This is a genomic window from Agrobacterium sp. H141, assembly GCF_057158725.1.
In genome coordinates this window covers 4,198,856-4,216,942 of the sequence record NZ_CM169893.1, presented here as the reverse complement: position 1 = coordinate 4,216,942, position 18,087 = coordinate 4,198,856, and the positions used below count along the sequence as shown (strand labels likewise).

19 protein-coding genes are annotated in these 18,087 nt (G+C 56.3%); 10 read left to right on the top strand and 9 right to left on the bottom strand.

Annotated features, from left to right (window positions below):
- Positions 1 to 28: 28 nt before the first annotated feature.
- Positions 29 to 835: an alpha/beta hydrolase gene (locus tag ACWPM9_RS19900; RefSeq protein ID WP_484756267.1), complete on the bottom strand. Its 807-nt coding sequence runs from the start codon at positions 833 to 835 to the stop codon at positions 29 to 31.
- Positions 836 to 1,016: 181 nt separating this feature from the next.
- Here ACWPM9_RS19900 and infC point away from each other — a divergent pair, with 181 nt between their 5' ends.
- Positions 1,017 to 1,553, top strand: coding sequence for a translation initiation factor IF-3 (gene infC / locus ACWPM9_RS19895; RefSeq protein ID WP_428186512.1), 537 nt, complete (start codon positions 1,017 to 1,019; stop codon positions 1,551 to 1,553).
- Here the strand turns inward: infC and ACWPM9_RS19890 are convergent.
- The gene (locus ACWPM9_RS19890; RefSeq protein WP_484756266.1) at positions 1,523 to 1,741 is read right to left on the bottom strand and encodes a hypothetical protein; all 219 of its coding nucleotides are present in this window, start codon (positions 1,739 to 1,741) and stop codon (positions 1,523 to 1,525) included. The two genes, infC and ACWPM9_RS19890, sit on opposite strands and share 31 nt — an antisense overlap.
- Before the next feature lie 280 nt (positions 1,742 to 2,021).
- On the opposite strand from ACWPM9_RS19890, the gene rpmI reads away from it, so the two are divergent.
- The 6 genes from rpmI (at position 2,022) to ACWPM9_RS19860 (ending at position 8,375) form a co-directional block, all read left to right on the top strand.
- Positions 2,022 to 2,225, top strand: coding sequence for a 50S ribosomal protein L35 (rpmI, locus tag ACWPM9_RS19885; protein WP_029620731.1), 204 nt, complete (start codon positions 2,022 to 2,024; stop codon positions 2,223 to 2,225).
- 39 nt (positions 2,226 to 2,264) lie between these two features.
- Entirely contained in the window at positions 2,265 to 2,669 is a 405-nt protein-coding gene (gene rplT / locus ACWPM9_RS19880) for a 50S ribosomal protein L20 (protein ID WP_428186345.1), read from the top strand.
- Between the two features lie 217 nt (positions 2,670 to 2,886).
- Positions 2,887 to 3,972 (top strand): phenylalanine--tRNA ligase subunit alpha, encoded by a 1,086-nt coding sequence (gene pheS / locus ACWPM9_RS19875; protein ID WP_484756265.1) that lies wholly within the window; start codon positions 2,887 to 2,889, stop codon positions 3,970 to 3,972.
- Positions 3,973 to 4,004: 32 nt separating this feature from the next.
- Entirely contained in the window at positions 4,005 to 4,328 is a 324-nt protein-coding gene (locus ACWPM9_RS19870; protein WP_428186343.1) for a DUF2442 domain-containing protein, read from the top strand.
- Positions 4,307 to 6,745, top strand: coding sequence for a phenylalanine--tRNA ligase subunit beta (pheT, locus tag ACWPM9_RS19865; protein WP_484757693.1), 2,439 nt, complete (start codon positions 4,307 to 4,309; stop codon positions 6,743 to 6,745). Before ACWPM9_RS19870 ends, pheT begins: the two co-directional genes overlap by 22 nt.
- Positions 6,746 to 6,926: 181 nt before the next feature.
- On the top strand, positions 6,927 to 8,375 hold the full coding sequence (locus tag ACWPM9_RS19860; protein WP_484756264.1) for a sensor domain-containing diguanylate cyclase: 1,449 nt from the start codon (positions 6,927 to 6,929) through the stop codon (positions 8,373 to 8,375).
- Between the two features lie 55 nt (positions 8,376 to 8,430).
- Here the strand turns inward: ACWPM9_RS19860 and ACWPM9_RS19855 are convergent, their stop codons facing one another.
- Positions 8,431 to 9,429: an aldo/keto reductase gene (locus tag ACWPM9_RS19855; RefSeq protein ID WP_484756263.1), complete on the bottom strand. Its 999-nt coding sequence runs from the start codon at positions 9,427 to 9,429 to the stop codon at positions 8,431 to 8,433.
- Between the two features lie 118 nt (positions 9,430 to 9,547).
- Here ACWPM9_RS19855 and ACWPM9_RS19850 point away from each other — a divergent pair, with 118 nt between their 5' ends.
- A complete protein-coding gene (locus tag ACWPM9_RS19850; RefSeq protein ID WP_484756262.1) occupies positions 9,548 to 10,438 on the top strand; it encodes a LysR family transcriptional regulator in 891 nt (296 codons plus the stop codon).
- A 7-nt stretch (positions 10,439 to 10,445) separates the two neighbouring features.
- Here ACWPM9_RS19850 and ACWPM9_RS19845 read toward each other — a convergent pair whose 3' ends face one another.
- From ACWPM9_RS19845 to ACWPM9_RS19830, 4 genes are all read right to left on the bottom strand, one after another.
- Entirely contained in the window at positions 10,446 to 10,895 is a 450-nt protein-coding gene (locus ACWPM9_RS19845; protein ID WP_484756261.1) for a GNAT family N-acetyltransferase, read from the bottom strand.
- Between the two features lie 3 nt (positions 10,896 to 10,898).
- On the bottom strand, positions 10,899 to 11,849 hold the full coding sequence (locus ACWPM9_RS19840) for an aldo/keto reductase (RefSeq protein ID WP_484756260.1): 951 nt from the start codon (positions 11,847 to 11,849) through the stop codon (positions 10,899 to 10,901).
- A gap of 119 nt (positions 11,850 to 11,968) precedes the next feature.
- Positions 11,969 to 12,958 (bottom strand): GlxA family transcriptional regulator, encoded by a 990-nt coding sequence (locus tag ACWPM9_RS19835; RefSeq protein WP_484756259.1) that lies wholly within the window; start codon positions 12,956 to 12,958, stop codon positions 11,969 to 11,971.
- Positions 12,955 to 13,518 carry an isochorismatase family protein gene (locus tag ACWPM9_RS19830; RefSeq protein WP_484756258.1) on the bottom strand — a complete coding sequence of 188 codons (564 nt, stop codon included), beginning with the start codon at positions 13,516 to 13,518 and terminating at the stop codon, positions 12,955 to 12,957. The genes ACWPM9_RS19835 and ACWPM9_RS19830 overlap by 4 nt, the downstream gene beginning before the upstream one ends.
- 205 nt (positions 13,519 to 13,723) lie before the next feature.
- On the opposite strand from ACWPM9_RS19830, the gene ACWPM9_RS19825 reads away from it, so the two are divergent.
- Complete coding sequence (locus ACWPM9_RS19825; protein WP_484756257.1) at positions 13,724 to 14,710, top strand: Gfo/Idh/MocA family protein; 987 nt, start codon at positions 13,724 to 13,726, stop codon at positions 14,708 to 14,710.
- A 3-nt stretch (positions 14,711 to 14,713) separates the two neighbouring features.
- Here ACWPM9_RS19825 and ACWPM9_RS19820 read toward each other — a convergent pair whose 3' ends face one another.
- Positions 14,714 to 15,088, bottom strand: coding sequence for a GtrA family protein (locus tag ACWPM9_RS19820; protein ID WP_484756256.1), 375 nt, complete (start codon positions 15,086 to 15,088; stop codon positions 14,714 to 14,716).
- Positions 15,085 to 16,101 carry a glycosyltransferase gene (locus ACWPM9_RS19815; protein WP_484757692.1) on the bottom strand — a complete coding sequence of 339 codons (1,017 nt, stop codon included), beginning with the start codon at positions 16,099 to 16,101 and terminating at the stop codon, positions 15,085 to 15,087. The genes ACWPM9_RS19820 and ACWPM9_RS19815 overlap by 4 nt, the downstream gene beginning before the upstream one ends.
- Before the next feature lie 141 nt (positions 16,102 to 16,242).
- Here ACWPM9_RS19815 and ACWPM9_RS19810 point away from each other — a divergent pair, with 141 nt between their 5' ends.
- The gene (locus ACWPM9_RS19810; RefSeq protein WP_484756255.1) at positions 16,243 to 18,087 is read left to right on the top strand and encodes a hypothetical protein; all 1,845 of its coding nucleotides are present in this window, start codon (positions 16,243 to 16,245) and stop codon (positions 18,085 to 18,087) included.

Below are 18,087 nucleotides of genomic sequence, written 5' to 3'. Positions count from 1 at the left end.
AATCCGTTGGTATGGTTAAAATGACACATTAGCAGTGCTGCACAATCTCCTCGATCGCGGCTGCCATGCGCTCCAGATCCTGCGGACGGGAAAGGCGATGATCGCCGTCCCGTATCAACGTCAAGACGACATCGTCCGATGGCAGGTGCTCGAGAAGTTTAAGTGCGTGTGTATAAGGAACATCAGGATCGTTCATTCCCTGCAGGATATGGACGGGGCATCCCGTATCCACGATACCCTTCAGCACGCGATTTTTCTCTCCGTCTTCGAACAGCTTGCGCGTGAAGATATTCGGATCCGGGCTATATTCCGATATCTCTTCGAAATAGCCCTTCTCTGCAAGGTCATGGCGTTCGGTGTCGGTCAACTGAGGCTCTATCAACTCGATGGTGAAGTCTGGCGCTGGAGCGATCAGTACGAGGCCTTCGATCTCGGGTCCATTGCCACGGCGCCGGATCTCTTCGATCAGCCGAAGCGCGATCCAGCCACCCATGGAGGAGCCGATCAGGATGACGCTTTCCGGGGCTTCGTGATCGAGGACGCTGAGTGCCTCTTCAGTCCAGCGGGATATGGTGCCGTCCTTGAAATCGCCTCCGGACTCACCATGTCCAGAGTAATCGAAGCGGATAGCAGCCAGTCCATGCGTGTCGGCCAGCCGGTCCATCTCGATTGCCTTGGTCCCGGCCATATCCGACCTGTAGCCGCCGAGCCACATCAAGGCTGGTCCACTGGCTTCTGTTTTGGATCGACGGGACTGTGTGGCGATCTGGCGTGCCTGATCGCCGGAACCAACCGTGATCGTGACCGTTTCAATACTGCTTGCAGCCGTGCTCATTCATTCGTCCTCGTTTGTTTGCGGCCTATAAAGCAGATTCGACAGATATCGGACAGCAGGTGATTTCTTGACGGAACCATGCTATTGACTTGCTCACCGTAATCGTCACATTGCCGGAAAATTGCGCGTACAAGGCCGTTGACCCTTGTAATTTCACGCATCATCAAAGGAGAATACGACCATTCGCAGACCTTTTAAAGCCGACGCCCCCGTCAAGGAGGGGCCGCGCTCGAACCGAGAAATCCGGGTTCCCAAAGTCCAGCTTATTAACGACGAAGGCCAGAACCTCGGCGCAGTCCCGACGGAAGAGGCGCTTAGGATGGCAGAAGAAGCGGGACTCGATCTCGTGGAAATTTCGCCCAATGCCGAGCCGCCCGTTTGCAAAATTCTGGATCTGGGTAAGCTGAAATACGCAAACCAGAAAAAGGCCGCTGAGGCCCGCAAGAAGCAGAAGATCGTCGAAATCAAAGAGATCAAGATGCGTCCCAATATCGACACCCATGATTATCAGGTGAAGATGAAGGCGATGAACAGGTTCTTTGACGAAGGTGATAAGGTTCGTGTCACACTGCGTTTCCGCGGTCGTGAAATGGCCCACCAGGAACTCGGCATGAAATTGCTGACGCAGGTCAAGGAAGACACCGCGGAGATCGCGAAGGTCGAGGCCGAGCCGAAGCTCGAAGGCCGTCAGATGATGATGGTATTGGCGCCGAGGTAATCGGCGTCCATTCGGACCGATGAAGCCGCCGTGGGCGGCTTTTGTCGTCTCCGATTGCTGGCAAGCACGATTGTCGCGCGCGCGGCATCTTGCTGATAGCAGTGCAAGGCGAAAGCAGCCATAGCCGCGCTGGAGTCTTTTGAATGGCTGTCTCCCAACAAAAAGCAGGTCTGTTGATCAGTAAACACGCTGGTCAGTGACTTTCGATCTGAGAATAATGTCGAGGAACAGCACCCATTTGCGTCTCACCAAGATTTGCTAGGGAGCACGTCAGGTGATGCGACGTTTGCCTCGACGTCGAAACAGGTGGCCTCGGAAAAGATTCCGTGTGCAGTCGTGTTGCACTTTTATATCTCTACGGTTATAAGCGCGCGTCCGAACGGTCCGGCAGGGCATGCCGTGGCCGTTCTTAATGCTTGAGGTTGGTTTCGTCTCCGGCCTCAAAAAAGAACCTTATGGAGTAGCAAAATGCCCAAGATGAAGACGAAGTCGTCCGCCAAGAAGCGGTTCAAGATTACAGCAACCGGCAAGGTTGTTGCAGCTGCTGCTGGCAAGCGCCACGGCATGATCAAACGGTCCAACAAGTTCATCCGCGATGCACGCGGTACGATGGTCCTGGCTGAGCCTGACGGCAAGAAGGTCATCAAGAACTACCTGCCGAACGGTCTCTGAGACCCTCTGCGTTTTTTTGGATATTAAGGAGATCATGACATGGCACGCGTAAAACGTGGCGTAACTTCCCGCGCCAAGCACAAAAAAGTTTATAAGGCAGCCAAGGGCTTCTACGGCCGCCGCAAGAATACGATCCGCGCAGCAAAAGCTGCTGTAGACCGTTCCAAGCAGTACGCCTATCGCGACCGCAAGGTTAACAAGCGCAACTTCCGCGCTCTGTGGATTCAGCGTATCAACGCTGCTGTCCGCGAATTCGGCCTCACATACGGCCGCTTCATCGATGGCCTGAACAAGGCTGGCATCGAAGTTGACCGTAAGGTTCTCTCCGACATGGCCATCCATGAGCCCGAAGCATTCGGTGCACTCGTTGCGGCCTCCAAGAAGTCGCTTGAGTACCTCAAGGAAGCCGGCACCACCAACGAGTTTGAAAGCGCGGTTCGTTGAGCCGAGCGCGCCGAAGGCGCGCAAAGCTGGCTCAACCAACCGAGGCGGCGCATGTGCCTTGCACGCGGGCTGCGCCCGCATGGGACATGCGCTAACCAGCGCTTCCCAACTTTACAATTGAATTGGGAAACCCGCGCTGGCAGGGCTGGCGCGGGTTTTTTCATGATAGCGTCATGTACCGGGCGTAGTGCCCGGAAAAGAGGCAGGAAAGACGAAAATGTCCGATCTCGATAGTATGAAGACGGCGCTTTTGGCAGATGTCGCCGCAGCGGGAGACGAGGCAGCGATTGAAGCGGTTCGCTTGTCGGCGCTGGGCAAAAAAGGCTCGGTGTCGGAATTGCTGAAGACCCTGGGTTCCATGACCCCGGAAGAGCGCCAGACACGCGGTGCAGCGATCAATGCTTTGAAGAACGAGATTGCTGAGGCAATCAACGAGCGCAAGACCGCGCTGAGAGATGCCGCCATCGACGCTCGCCTGAAGGCAGAGACGGTCGATGTCAGCCTGCCGGTCCGCAGTTCCCCTGCAGAGCGCGGTCGTATTCATCCGATCACTCAGATCGTCGATGAAATTACCGCGATTTTTGCTGACATGGGTTTCTCCATTGCCGAAGGTCCGGATATCGAGACCGATTACTACAATTTCACGGCCCTGAATTTCCCCGAGGGTCACCCGGCCCGCGAGATGCACGATACCTTCTTCCTCGCACCTGATGAGAATGGCGAGCGCAAGGTTCTGCGCACCCATACGTCGCCCGTGCAGGTCCGCACCATGGAGGCCCAGAAGCCACCGATTCGTATCGTCATCCCCGGCAAGACCTATCGGCAGGACAGTGACGCAACCCATTCGCCCATGTTCCACCAGGTGGAAGGCCTTGTCATCGACAAGACCGCCAATGTCGGGCATCTGCGCTGGGTTCTTGAAGAGTTCTGCAAGACCTTCTTCGAGGTCGATAACGTCGTGATGCGCTTCCGCCCGTCATTCTTCCCGTTCACCGAGCCGAGCTTCGAGGTGGACATACAGTGTGACCGTTCGTCCGGACCGATCGTCAAATTCGGCGAAGGTACCGACTGGATGGAAATTCTCGGCTGTGGAATGGTTCATCCCAACGTTCTGCGCGCCGGCGGGCTTGATCCCGACGAATATCAGGGCTTTGCCTGGGGCATGGGGCTCGATCGTATTGCCATGCTGAAATACGGAATGCCGGACCTGCGCGACTTCTTCAATGCCGATGTTCGATGGACGAGCCACTACGGTTTTAGACCCCTCGATGTGCCGACATTGTTCGGCGGCCTGAGTGCGTAAGTCATGCGTGCCGTCATATCGAGAGGCTATGCATGCTGAACTCTGAAATGCCGAAGAAGGGCACGCAGCCGGTAGATGCGCTTTGCGATGAAAGCTATCTGCATGTCGAACTGGTCGATGGCCGGGTCATCAGCGTACCAACGGCCTGGATCCCCGCTCTCGAAGGCGCAAGCGCGACGGAGCGGAATTCCATGGAGTTCCTCGCGGCAAGCCTGCTCTGGCCGGACCTTGGCGCTGAAATACAGGTGTCGACTCTGCTGTGCGGACGCGATGCCATTCGCAAAGCAACGTCGTCACAGATCGAAATCAACGCAGACGCCTTGTTGCGATCCGTATCCGAAAGATTGGACCAATGAAATTCACTCTCTCCTGGCTGAAAGATCATCTCGAAACCGATGCAACGCTGGATCAGATCTGCGAGCGGCTGACGGCGATCGGCCTCGAGGTCGAAGATGTTGACGACAAGGCTGCCTACAAGCCGTTCGTCATCGCCAAGGTTCTGTCTGCCGAAAAGCATCCGGAAGCCGACCGCCTGCAGGTCCTGTCCGTCGATGCCGGCGATGGCAAACCAGTGCAGATCGTCTGCGGCGCACCGAATGCGCGCGCAGGACTGGTTGGTGCGTTGGCACGACCCGGCACCTATGTGCCGGGCATCGACGTGACCTTGTCTGTCGGCAAGATCCGTGGCGTCGAAAGCCACGGCATGATGTGTTCTGAAAAAGAGCTCGACATGTCGGATGACCATAACGGCATCATTGATCTACCGGAAGACGCGCCGGTTGGCACCTCCTTCGCTTCCTATGCTGGCCTCGACGACCCGGTCATCGAAATCAATCTCACCCCAAACCGTCCTGACTGCACGTCGATCTACGGCATTGCCCGCGACCTGGCGGCTTCCGGTCTTGGAACGTTGAAGAGACCGACGCCACCGTCGTTCAAGGTCGAGGGTAATACGCCGCAAGAGGTCAGGATCGAACTTGAAAGCGAGCTTTGCCCAGGTTTCGCCTGGCGTCTCGTACGCGGCGTGAAAAACGGCCCAAGCCCGAAATGGATGCAGCAACGGCTGCTTGCTATCGGCCTTCGCCCGATTTCTGCTCTGGTCGATGTCACCAACTACATGACCTTCGATCAGGGTCGCCCGATGCACGTATTCGACGCCGACAAGGTTAAGGGTGCCCTGGTGGTACGTCGTGCAAAGGATGGCGAAGAAATCCTGGCGCTCGACACGCGCACCTACAAGCTGAACCCCACCAACGTCATCATTGCCGATGACAATGGTCCGGAATCCATCGGCGGCATTATGGGCGGAGAACATTCCGGCTGTGACGAGAATACCACCAATGTGCTGATCGAATCTGCGCTTTGGGATCCGATCAATATCGCCAAGACAGGCCGTTCGCAGGGCATCATCACCGATGCACGCTACCGCTTCGAGCGTGGTGTGGATCCCGAATATATGGTTCCGGGTCTCGAGCGCACCACCGAACTGGTGCTGGACATGTGCGGCGGCACTGCGAGTGAAGCAAAGGTCACTGGCTACAAGGGCTATGAACCGAAGCGCGTTGACTTTCCTTACGCGGAAGTGAAGCGTCTGACTGGACTGACAGTTTCGAATTCGGAAGCGAAAGACATTCTGACTGGTCTCGGCTTCGAGGTTTCCGGCGATGGCGATACGGTCAAGGTTGCCGTTCCATCATGGCGACCGGACGTCGATGGCAAGGCTGACTTGGTTGAAGAAGTCATGCGCATCCACGGGGTTGACGAGATCAAGCCTGAGCCGCTGCCGGCGGCTGGCGCAGTCAACGCAAAGATCCTCACCACGCTGCAGATCCGCACCCGCACAGCCAAGCGTGCGCTTGCGTCGCGCGGCATGCTTGAGGCCGTGACGTGGTCCTTCATTTCGCACGACCACGCCAGGCTCTTCGGCGGAGGTAGCGCTTCGTTGAAGCTTGCCAACCCGATCGCCTCTGACATGTCGGATATGCGTCCATCACTATTGCCGGGTCTTTTGACTGCGGCCCAGCGTAACGCAGATCGTGGCTTCGGCGATGTGGCACTCTTTGAAGTGTCGGGAACTTATGAAGGCGATACGCCGGAAGGGCAGCGTCGCGTGGCTGGTGGCATCCGTCGTGGCACGGCATCATTAGCGGGTGCTGGACGCATGTGGTCGAACACCGCCAACGGTGGCGGAAAGCCGGTTGGCGTTTTTGACGCCAAGGCCGATGCACTTGCCGTCATCGAGGCTTGTGGCCTGCCGATGAGCAATGTCCAGATCGAGGCTGGCGCACCTGACTGGTATCATCCGGGGCGTTCCGGCACCATCAAGATGGGACCGAAGATTATCCTTGGCTACTTCGGCGAATTCCATCCGAAGACGCTGTCGGGCCTTGATGTCTCTGGCGCACTTTGCGGCTTTGAGGTCTTCGTGGATGCTATGCCTGAGCCGAAGAAAAAAGCCACCCGTACAAAGCCGGCTCTGGATCTGTCATCTTTGCAACTCGTCAAGCGTGATTTCGCCTTTGTGGTCGATCGCGCAGTCGAAGCCGGGGCGATCATGCGCGCGGCGGCAGGGTCCGACCGAAAGCTCATCACGGGTGTAAACGTCTTTGACGTCTTTGAAGGCGCAGCCCTCGGCGACGGCAAGAAGTCGGTCGCGATCGAGGTCTTGATCCAGCCGATCGAGAAGACGCTGACAGATGAAGACTTCGAAGCGTTGACAAAGAAGATTGTCGCGAATGTCGAAAAGACGACGGGCGGCACGCTGCGAGCCTGATTGCAACTGCACAGAAAACGGACGAAGCGGCATGGTGTCATGTCGCTTCTTTTTTGTCTGCAGTGCGTTGTCGAGACGTCCGCGGACGTCAATATGCGGTTTACTAATTAAATGTACGCTATCGAGTACTAAACCTGCAGAGGTTGTTTTTCAGATTTCATATTAAAATAGGCGATTTCAAATGACGGGCTCAATCGATAGCAATATTTTTGACCTCGCACTTATCGCCATGTGGATCGAAGATTTCAGCGAGGTTAAGGCTCAGTTCGACGCATGGCGCAAAGGCGGCGTCTCCGATATTCGCGCCTTTTTGAAGAGTGACCTTTCAAGGGTCGGAGAATGCTCATCCAAAATACGCATAATGCGTGTGAACCGTAAAACCCTTGAGCTGTTCGAGGCGTCCGATATCGATCACCTCACAAGCAATCTCGACAAGGTATTCCGAGACGATATGTGGGAGACACATATCAACGAACTGGCCGAACTTTGGGACGGCAAAACCGAATTCACCGGCAACGCCGTCAACTACTCGCTATCCGGACAACGGCTGGATATTCAGTTACGCGGGTCCGTGATGCCGGGATATGAAGACACGCTCGGCCAGCTTCTCATTACAACCGAAAATGTGACCGAGCGGGAAGCGGCAAGGCGCGCCGAGGAGGAACATCGACGCTATGCCGAGGGCGTGTTCGAACATTCTCCGGTTTCTCTCTGGATTGAGGATTTCAGTGGTATACACGCGCTGATCGAAGGCGTTCGAGAGCGTGGCATTGAAGACTTCCGCGTCTTCACCGATGTTCACCCCGAATTCGTCCGCCAGTGCCTGGCTGAAATCAGGGTCATTGACGTGAACCAGGCCACTTTGGACCTGTTCTGCGCACCAGATCGGCAAACATTATTGGTGCGGCAATCCGAGATCTTTCGGGGCGAGACGGAAAAGCCGTTCCGGGAGCAATTGGTCGATCTCTGGGAGGGGCGTCTCTATCACAGCCGCGAAGTGGTCAATTATGCGCTCGATGGTTCCGAGCGTCACATCCTGCTCAATTTTTCCGTGTTTCCGGGCCATGAGGCCGATTGGTCTCGTGTGCAGGTCGCATTGACCGACATCACCGCTCGCAAGAAGGCTGAAGCCTATCTGGAATATCTCGGAAAACACGACATTCTCACCAAGCTTCATAACCGTGCCTTCTATACTGACGAGCTCAACAGATTGGAGAGAAAGTCTCTCCGTCCGGTGTCAGCCATCGTAATTGATCTCAATGGACTGAAAGAAGCCAATGATCAGCTTGGTCATGATGCTGGCGATGCGCTTTTGCGGCGCTTCGGCGAGGTGCTCAATGGCGTCGCAAAGGCACCAAATCATGCAGCCCGCATTGGGGGCGATGAATTTGCTATCCTGATGCCGGGCGCGGATCAACACGCGGCGCACGCTTTGGTCGAGACGGTCTACGAGATCTTGAAGATCAACAACCAGTTCTATTCGGACGCGCCGCTCAGCATTTCACTCGGTATGGCAACCAGCGAGCCTGGCGAGAGCATGGAATCGCTGATGAAACGGGCCGACATCCTGATGTACGATAACAAGCGTGCCTATTACGCGACGAAGGCATCCAAACTAGCAAAAGCTTGACCCTGCTTTCGCGATAATCGTAATTGCGCACAGGGACGGCAACAGCGACGAGGGATCAGCGCCCCGCCATCTTGGCTAGGCGCTCCGGATATCTACCACCAGCCACCTTCGCAGGCGAAAGCAGTTCACCCAGTGTGTCGGCTTCCGTCTTGCTCAGAATAACATCTGCTGCGGCTACATTCTTTTCCAGGTTTGCGATCTTCGTCGTGCCGGGAATGGGAACGATAAAATCGCCCTGTGCCAGCACCCATGCGAGGGCCAATTGTGCGGCCGTAACGCCCTTTTCGGCAGCCATGTCTTCGAGCAATTGAACGAGTGCCAGATTGGCGTCGAAGTTCTCCGCCTGGAAGCGGGGCAGGGTGCGGCGAAAATCGTCGGCAGCCAGCCCGTCCAGTTTCTTCAATCCACCTGTGAGCGTTCCGCGACCGAGAGGGGAAAACGGTACGAAGCCGATACCAAGCTCGCGGCAGGTATCCAGAACGCCATTCTGCTCGACGTCGCGCGACCACAGGGAATATTCGCTCTGGATGGCTGCGATCGGGTGCGTTGCGTGAGCACGGCGAAGCGTGTCTGCGCTTGCTTCAGAAAGCCCGATGGCCTTCACCTTGCCCTGTGAAACCAGATCGGCCATGGCCCCGACGGTGTCTTCGATTGGAACCGCAGGGTCAACGCGATGCTGGTAGAACAGGTCGATAACGTCGGTATCCAGACGCTTCAATGAGGCCTCAGCAACTGCGCGCACATTCTCCGGTGTGCCATCTGTGCCGACCATCATTTCGCCGGCGGGCTTGGAGGCATCGATCCTGAAACCGAATTTGGTGGCGATCTTGACCTTGTCGCGCATCGGTTTCAACGCCTTGCCGACAAGGCTCTCGTTGATATAGGGGCCGTAGACTTCGGCTGTGTCGAACAACGTGACGCCAAGATCAACAGCGCGGTGGATGGTGTCAATCGACGCGCTGTCGTCCTGTGAGGGGCTATAGCCATGGCTCATGCCCATGCAGCCAAGTCCGAGCGCGGAGACGGAAAGGGAACCCAGGTTTCTGTTCTTCATGGCGAGAAACTTTCTTTGAAATCCATATCTCTCTGTTCTGAGATATTTCACCGTAGACCGCTGAATTATCATTTGGAATAGCTGTAATTTTGATCGGCTTGTTCTATTAAATAGAACAATGAACAGAGCGCAACTTTCCCAACTAGCCGTTCTCGCCATCGTGGCCGAAACATCCAGCTTCAGGAAGGCAGCCGCAGAGCTGGGCATAGCCCCGTCTGCCGTCAGCCACGCCGTATCAGCGCTGGAAGAGAGCCTTGGCATCCGTCTGCTGGCGCGCACCACCCGCAGCGTGTCACCCACCCAGGAAGGCAGGCAATTGCTTGCCACTTTGACTCCTGCCCTGGCAGAAATTAGAGCGGCACTCGACACTTTGTCAGAGACCAGATCCAGGCCGGCCGGGACCTTGCGCATCACTTTACCACGCCTGGCGGCAGAGCACCTTATCGCACCTCGATTGGGAGAGTTTAGCATTCTCTACCCCGACATCGCGTTGGAACTGGTCGCGAACGACAGTTTTGAAGACATCGTTGAACAGGGATTCGATGCCGGCCTCCGTCTCGGTGAGCATCTGGAAGCTGATATGGTGGCAGTCAAAGCCAGCGGCATGTGGCGTGGCGCCATCGTCGCAGCACCTCGCTACTTTGAGCGCTATCCTGTCCCGACGCAGCCGAGTGATCTCATGGCCCACCGCTGCATACGGCGGCGATTCGCCAGTGGCCGAATTTACCGCTGGGAGCTTGAAAAAGACGGCAAGGCCGTGATCGTCGATGTCGCCGGCACGCTCACTCTTCCCGATGATCGGGCAATCCTTGCTGCCTGCCTGGATGGGGCAGGACTGGCCTTCGTATTCGAAACCCGCATTCAGGACGAATTGGCCGACCGTCGGTTGATCCGGGTCATGGAAGACTGGTGCGAACCCTTCGACGGCTTCTATATCTACTATCCAACCCGTCGCCAGATGCGTCCGGCTTTGAGGGCATTTGTCGATTTTTTCCGCCACAAGGGCTGAAGCAAAATCAGGTTTCGAGCTCGATCTGGTAGCACACGAACCCATTTGCGTCGCAGTAACTGTCGTACAGTTTGCGCGCTTGTGCGTTGTCGTTTGCCGTATGCCAATAAAGCCGGCACCAGCCATTGGTGTGGCATATGGTCAACAGATCATCGATCAGCGCCCGCCCGATACCTTTGCCGCGGATTGTCTCGTCGACAAACAGGTCTTCGAGGTAACACGTCGGTGTCATTTCCCATGTGGTCTCATGGATAAGATGGATGGCGAACCCGGCCACCTGTCCATCAACAATGGCAAGGCGCGCATTGATCGGCGAGTTCGGATCGAGGATACGCGCCCAGGTATGGGCCGTCACCTCCTCTGAAACATCGGCTTTGTAGAATGTGAGATAGGCCGCCCAGTATCGTCGCCATGCAGCTTCGTCGGCTTCAGTGGGATTGCGGATTTCGACGCTCATCGATCACGCCCCTGCGGCGTTAAGCTGCGCCATCTGGTCGGCGCTAAGGCTCAGTTTGCCGGCAGCGATAATTGCGTCCAGTTGTTTCAGGCTCGTGGCGGATGCGATGGGCGCAGTAATACCGGGGCGCGCGGCGACCCAGGCTATCGCAACAGCTGCTGGTGTCGTTCCCGTCTCCTTCGCAATGCTGTCGAGCGCGCCAAGGATCGCAAATCCTCTGTCATTCATGTATTTGGACATATTGCCTCCGCGCGCTTTGCCTTCCGCATCTTCGGCCTTGCGATATTTTCCGCTGAGAAAGCCCGAGGCCAAGGCAAAATAGCTGATGACGCCGATATCATTTTCCTGGCAGAGCTCCGAAAGCGGACCGTCGAAAGTGTCCCTTGTATAGAGATTATATTCGGGCTGGATCACATCGTAGCGCGGCAGACCGGATTTCTCGCTCGCTTCAAACGACGACTTCAACTGTTCAGCGTTGAAGTTCGAGCAGCCGATCGCCCGGATCTTTCCCTGTTCCTTGAGCTTGGCGAATGCTCCAAGCGTCTCCTCGTGTGAACGTCCCTCTTCCGGAAAGTGCGAGAGATAGAGATCGATATAGTCCGTCTGCAGACGCCTCAGCGAGTTTTCGACGGCCTTAAGTATCCACGTTGCCTGGAGGCGTTTTTCATCGCCCCACATCGGATGCCCGACTTTGGTGACGATAATCGCCTTGTCGCGTATGACACTCCCGCGCTTCAGCCACTCGCCGATCACTCTTTCGCTTTCGCCACCTTCATGGCCGTCGACCCAGGTGGAATAAACATCGGCTGAATCGATGGCATTGAAGCCTGCATCGAAGAATTTGTCGAGCAGATTGAAGGACGTCTCCTTGTCCGCTGTCCAGCCAAACACGTTGCCGCCGAAAACGACGGGGGCGATGGAAAGGCCGGTACGACCGAGTGCGCGCATTTGCATGGGAGACTCCGAGTAAATTAAATTCCAGTCTCCCAAGTAGTGCATTCGATGTCTGCCGGAAAGGCCACATCCCAAACTCAGTCACTGGCGGGAAAATGTGATTGTCCCTGTCGCATGTATCAAGTGGACTGGCGGTAGTGGCTAGGTGGCCGGTCATAGTGTCTGGACCAGGCACGGCGCAGGTGGCGGCTCGAGGCAAATCCTGCACGCTCTGCGATCCCTTCGATGTCGATCCGCGACTGGCTCAAAAGATCGTGCACCAGCGTGACCCGCATCAGATTGACGTAGTCGATCACAGTCATTCCGGTTTGCTCGCGAAACAGTCGCGAAAGGTGTCTTTCGCTCAGATGCGCGACATCTGCCAGCCGTCCGAGCGACCAGTCTGCCGACGGTTCCCCCATGATGGCATCCTGTGCCCGGTGTATGGACGGATGAATGTGATTGCGCCCAGAGAGCCAGGGGGAGAGCTGCGGATCTGAGCCGCTGCGCCGCATATAGATCACCATGGTGCGCGCGACCTTTAGCGCGACAGCGGGAGATGTCAGGCGAGACACCAGCTGCAGCATCAGATCTGAACCTGTCGAAATGCCAGCGCTCGACATGCGAACTCCGTCTTCTACATACAGTCGGTTTTCAAGCACCCGTGCCGCCGGCGCAATGCGTTGCAATTGCTCAATGCAGTCCGCATGCGTAGTGCACTCGTAGCCGTCCAGCAGGCCTGCAGCGCCGGCAAGCAATGCACCGGAGCATATGGTGACAAGATTGACACCGGGATGCACGGTCTCAGCCAGCCATTTCGAGATTACTTGTCTTTCAGCTTTCTCGGACGGCTCGTCGTTCCAGCGCGTCATCGCGCCAGAAATAACCACATAGGCACCCTCAGGCAGCGCGCCTGGCAAGGGTTCCAGATTGGCGAGTGTCAATCCGATCGACGTGGTCTGCTCCCGGCTGACGGCAAGGAAGTGCAATTCGAAAGATAGCTCGCTTTGTGCCGCATTGGCATAACGCAAGACCTCAAGCGGCCCGGCCACGTCCACCAGCAGACAATGCGGCGGCAATACCGTGTAGACAGGAATAACCCGAGCGGTTGAGATCTCGCAGTCCATCATGCAGCGGCGCTCAACATATCGAGGGCTTCGCCGACGGTCGCGATCCGCGCGAAGCGACCGGCCAGAACGAGTTCCGTTCTCGCCTTTATCTCGGCCGCGCTATAAGTCGTGCCGGACGCATGCGTCATCGCAAATGTGAGCGTGGCGTCCGAGACGAAATCAACGATATAGCCAAGATCGGAAGCATGGCGCGTTGTCGTTTCGCAGCACTGCTCCGTGCGGATGCCGGACACGATCAGGCGGGTGATGCCGTGTTGCCTGAGCCAGATATCAAGTTCCGTTCCGACCAGCGCTGAATGGCGGCTCTTGTAAAAGACGACGTCTGGCGCGATGGACAGGCCTTCGAGAGTGCGAACATGTCCACTATCGCGATGAAAGGGGCCGTCGCCGTCGCTGTGAAAAATCTGGATCACCGGCAGACCTTTGGCGCGCGCGCCATCGATGAGTGCCTGCTGGTTGGTCAAGAACTCCGGCACATTGTCCTCGCTCCACGAAGGGCGATGCCGAAAGGACTCCTGAACGTCGATGACAAGCAATGCGGTTTTGGGACTTGCAGACATTTTGTTTATCTCCAGATGCAGGCTACATCCGAATAATATCCCTGATGTTCAAGCGGAAAAGCACTTTTGGAGACGAAGATAGGACATATTGAGCCATTGCATAGCATGATGGCCGATCATTTTATGTCCTCTCTGTGCCATCCAGCGTTGCAGCGTCGGGGCAATGCCGTTAGCTTTCGCCCAACAAATTCGTGGAGGAAAAATCATGTTGCGTTTCGGTATAATGTCGACAGCCAAGATCGGTCAGGAGCTCGTTGTTCCAGCCATTCAGGATGCTGAAAATTGTGTGGTCACGGCCATCTCCAGTCGTGATCCAGCGCGGGCACGCAGCATGGCAGATCGCTTTTCGGTCCCGCACGCCTTCGGATCTTACGAAGAAATGCTGGCATCCGACACAATTGATGCCGTCTATATTCCTCTGCCGACATCCCAGCATGTGGAATGGGCGATCAAGGCTGCCGATGCCGGCAAACACGTTCTGTGCGAAAAGCCGATAGCGCTGAAAGCCAGTGACATCGACGCAGTGATCGAGGCGCGTGACCGCAATGGTGTAGTGGTCAGTGAGGCCTATATGGTCACCTATTCGCCGGTCTGGAAGAAAGTCCGCTCGCTTCTAGCCGAAAAGGCCATTGGTCAATTGCGCCATGTGCAGGGCGCTTTCACCTACTTCAACCGCGACCCGCACAATATGCGAAACATCCCATCCCTGGGCGGTGGCGGACTTCCCGATATCGGCGTCTACCCGGCGATCACGACACGGTTCTCCACCGGCAAGGAGCCCGTGCGTGTGCAGGCGACGACGGATCGTGATCCAGTATTCGGCACAGACATCTATTCCAGCGTGAAGGCCGACTTCGGCGACTTTGAGCTGAGCTTTTATATCTCCACCCAGCTCGCCAACCGACAGATCATGGTGTTCCACGGCACGGAAGGATTCATAGAGGTAAAATCCCCGTTCAATGCCGACCGCTGGGGGGCCGAGGAAGTAGAGCTTTCAAACCAGTCTCATGCCAGATCGGAAATTTTCCGCTTCCCCGATAGCCGTCAGTACAAATTGGAAGCAGAGGCCTTCGCTTCCGCAGCGAAAGGGGGCCAGAATGAACTGGTGTCCTTGGAAAATTCAAAGGCCAATCAGAAGTTTATCGACGCCATCTATCGTGCAAGCGAAAGGGACGGCTGGGAAAACATCTGACGTTTAGCGCCGGAAGACGAAGCGCGAATAGCCAAAAAAGCTGAAACCCATAGCGGCAATGGATGAGAAGACCAGTGCCGCAAATGGATTGAGCGTTGGAATGGTCAGCAGTAGACCAGTGAATATGAGATAGTTCACCAGGGCCGATGTCAGGCCGACCGAACCATAGCGAAAGCCCTCGCGGATAACGGAATATCGCGAGGCCCCGAAGGTGAAACGCCGATTGAGATACCAGGTCGCAGCAAGCGCGGTCAGGATCGCCAGTGCACGTGCCGGAATGGCACTTATCGGTGTGAACGTCAGAAGAAGCGCGAGCATCGATGCGTCCACAAGGAAGCCGGCACCGCCAACGACCGCGAAACGCAAAAGCCGCATCATGCCGCTTTTCTCGCCTTGCGCTTTCGCGGAGCTGTGTTGGTTTCAACCACATCCGCGACAGTGCTTGATGAGGCCTGTCCCATGACCGGCAGCGACATATAGTGGATGCGCAGCTGTTCGGCGCGCGCACGCGCCAGCGAATCGAGAATGGTGCCTGCGGTCAATAGCAGCAGCGACATCATCATCAGCGCCATGGAAAACACCCATGTCGGCATCCGATCAACGAGGCCTGTCTGAAAATACGAATAGAGGACCGGCGCCATGAAAATCAGGCTGCTGCTCATGAGTACACCGGCAAAGAGACCGAAGAAGGCAAAGGGCCGAGTTTCCTTCATCAAGGTTGCAAACATCCAGAGGATCTTCAGCCCGTCGCGAACCGTCGAAAGCTTGGAATGCGATCCTTCCGGACGCCGTCCATAATCCAGTTCAAGCTCGCAGACCGGCAATTTGAGCCGCAAGGCATGGACGGACATTTCTGTCTCGATCTCGAAACCGTTGGAAACGGCCGGAAAACTTTTCACATAGCGCCGAGAAAACGCCCTGTAGCCTGACAGGATGTCTGTAAAGCCCGGACCGAACATTACGCGATAGATCTGGTTGAACAACCGGTTTCCGAAGGCATGACCATTGCGCCCGGCATCGGCATGAACGCCACGTCGCGTTCCCACCACCATATCTGCGCGTTCGGTAATCAGCGTGCGTATCAGATCTTCGGCATCGCCAGCGGCATAGGTGCCGTCGCCATCTGCCATCAAATAGATATCCGCTTCGATATCTGCAAACATGCGGCGCACCACGTGACCCTTGCCCTGACGGCGCTCGCGAAAGACGGTGGCGCCGGCCAGCATGGCGTGAAGCGCCGTGCCATCGGTTGAATTGTTGTCGTAGACGTAGACATGAGCACTGGGTAGCGTTTCGCGAAATGCGCGCACCACTTCGCCCACGGTCGCAGCTTCGTTGTAGCAGGGCAACAGCACTGCGATCTCGTGGTCGGTCTTCTCGGAATCGAGCATCTGCTTGGCAATCCTGTCGGGCAGCGGTCTCATGCGCGCCAGACTTTACTATTTCTTGAGAAGGTTAAGGCTAGGTTTCGGGGGATTGATGCTTATGAGATATTTTCGCCGGACACCCAGTCGCCGGCAGGAACAGGCGATATGGCAAGCAGTGCAGATGCAGAGACATCTAAGCGGGAGCGTTTTTCATTCTGGCGTTACTATTGGCCGTCCGTTCTGGTTTACAGCGCGCTTCTCATTTTGGCCCTCCTGGCGATAACCCTGCCCTGGTCCAACGATTATGTTGGTAAGGACAATGATGACGTCATGCGTCTCGTGCAGGTTCGTGATTTTTTAGCAGGCCAGGGCTGGTTCGATCTCGTGCAGAAACGGCTGGGCCTCGATGGCGGCACCTTGATGCATTGGTCGCGATTGGTGGATCTGCCAATCGCGGCGTTGATTATGTCATTTAAGCTGTTTCTTGCGCCGGAAAGCGCTGAGGCAGCAGCACTTGCCGTTTGGCCTCTGGTGCTCGTCATTCCGCTCGTAGCCGGTATCGGCCTTGCCGGTCGTCGCGTGGGAAGCGCACAGACGATGCACATAACCATGGGCTTTACGGTACTCATGGTTTTGACCAGCAATCGTTTCCTTCCCGGCTCCATTGACCATCATAATGTGCAGCTTGGCCTGGTCGCGATCATCCTTGCCATGCTGGTTGACCCGCGAAGACGGGCGCTTAGCTTTGCAGTCGCTGGCTTCGCCTCAGCCCTTGCCATCGCGATCGGTGCAGAGACCACACCGCTGATCGTCACGGTTTGCCTCGTGGTTGCTGTGATGTGGGCATGGCATGGCGTCGCTTTTGCCCGCCCTGCAATGGCGTTTTCCGTTGCAATTGCCGTCAGCATCTCTGTTTTGTTCTTCGCAACAGTACCGGCCAGCCGATATTCACAGGTCACCTGCGACAGTCTTTCTCTGGGCTATTACGGGCTTGTATCAATCGGCGGGCTCGTTCTTCTCCTGTCAGTACTGTTTACCAGTCGTTTTGGCAGGCTTGTGCGGTTTGCTATCCTCGGTTTTGACGGAATGCTGATGGCTGGCGCGGCTTTGACGCTCGCGCCGCAATGCATTGGAAATCCGCTCAGCAGTCTCGATCCGCTGCTTGTCACATTGTGGTTGGACAATGTGAGCGAAGCGCAATCCATCTTTTCCGAATTGAGAAACGATCCTGGAATCGTTGGCGGCTTCTATGCACCCGGTCTTTTCGCAATTGCCATTTGTGGATTCCGCATCTGGCAACGTGATCGTGTTGAATTGCACGCACTGTTGCTGCCTCTCCTGTTGGTCAGTGCGTTGATTGCGTTTGTTCAGGTACGAGGCTCGATCTTTCTCAATCTGGTTGCAATCGTGCCATCGGCCTTGCTGGTCAGTGAGCTTCGCCAGATATCCAATCGAGATTCGGAAAATGTCTCGAAGGGTTTCGCATTCGTCACGGCCACACTCTTTTCGGTGCCGAGTTTCTGGGCGCTTGGTGGGACCATGCTGACCGAAGGGACGGCCGGTCTCACCAACAGGATGGAGAACGTAATATCCTCAGGCACAGACACTTCGCCAACGAGCTGCACGTCCCGCCGATCAATGCAGCAACTTCTAAGCCTGAAGCCAGGTCTGGTGGCGGCACCGTCGAACAGTGGCGTCGACATACTTCGGTTTACCGAAAACAGGGTTCTCTCCGCTCCCTACCATCGCAATCAAGGCGGTATGCTCACCGAACTGCATATCGGTCTTGCGCAGCCAGACGAAGCGGATGCGTTCCTGCGCGGTGCAGACGTCGCGACGATAGCCTTTTGCCCGGATGATGTGCAGACGGAAATGATCATCGCGATGAAGCCTGACGGTCTGTATGCGGCGCTGAGCCGCGGAGAGGTGCCTGCCTATCTGAAGGCTTTGCCAAAGGATCCAGAATCGGGGTTCCAGATCTACCAGGTCGAGCTGCCTGACTTGAAATAA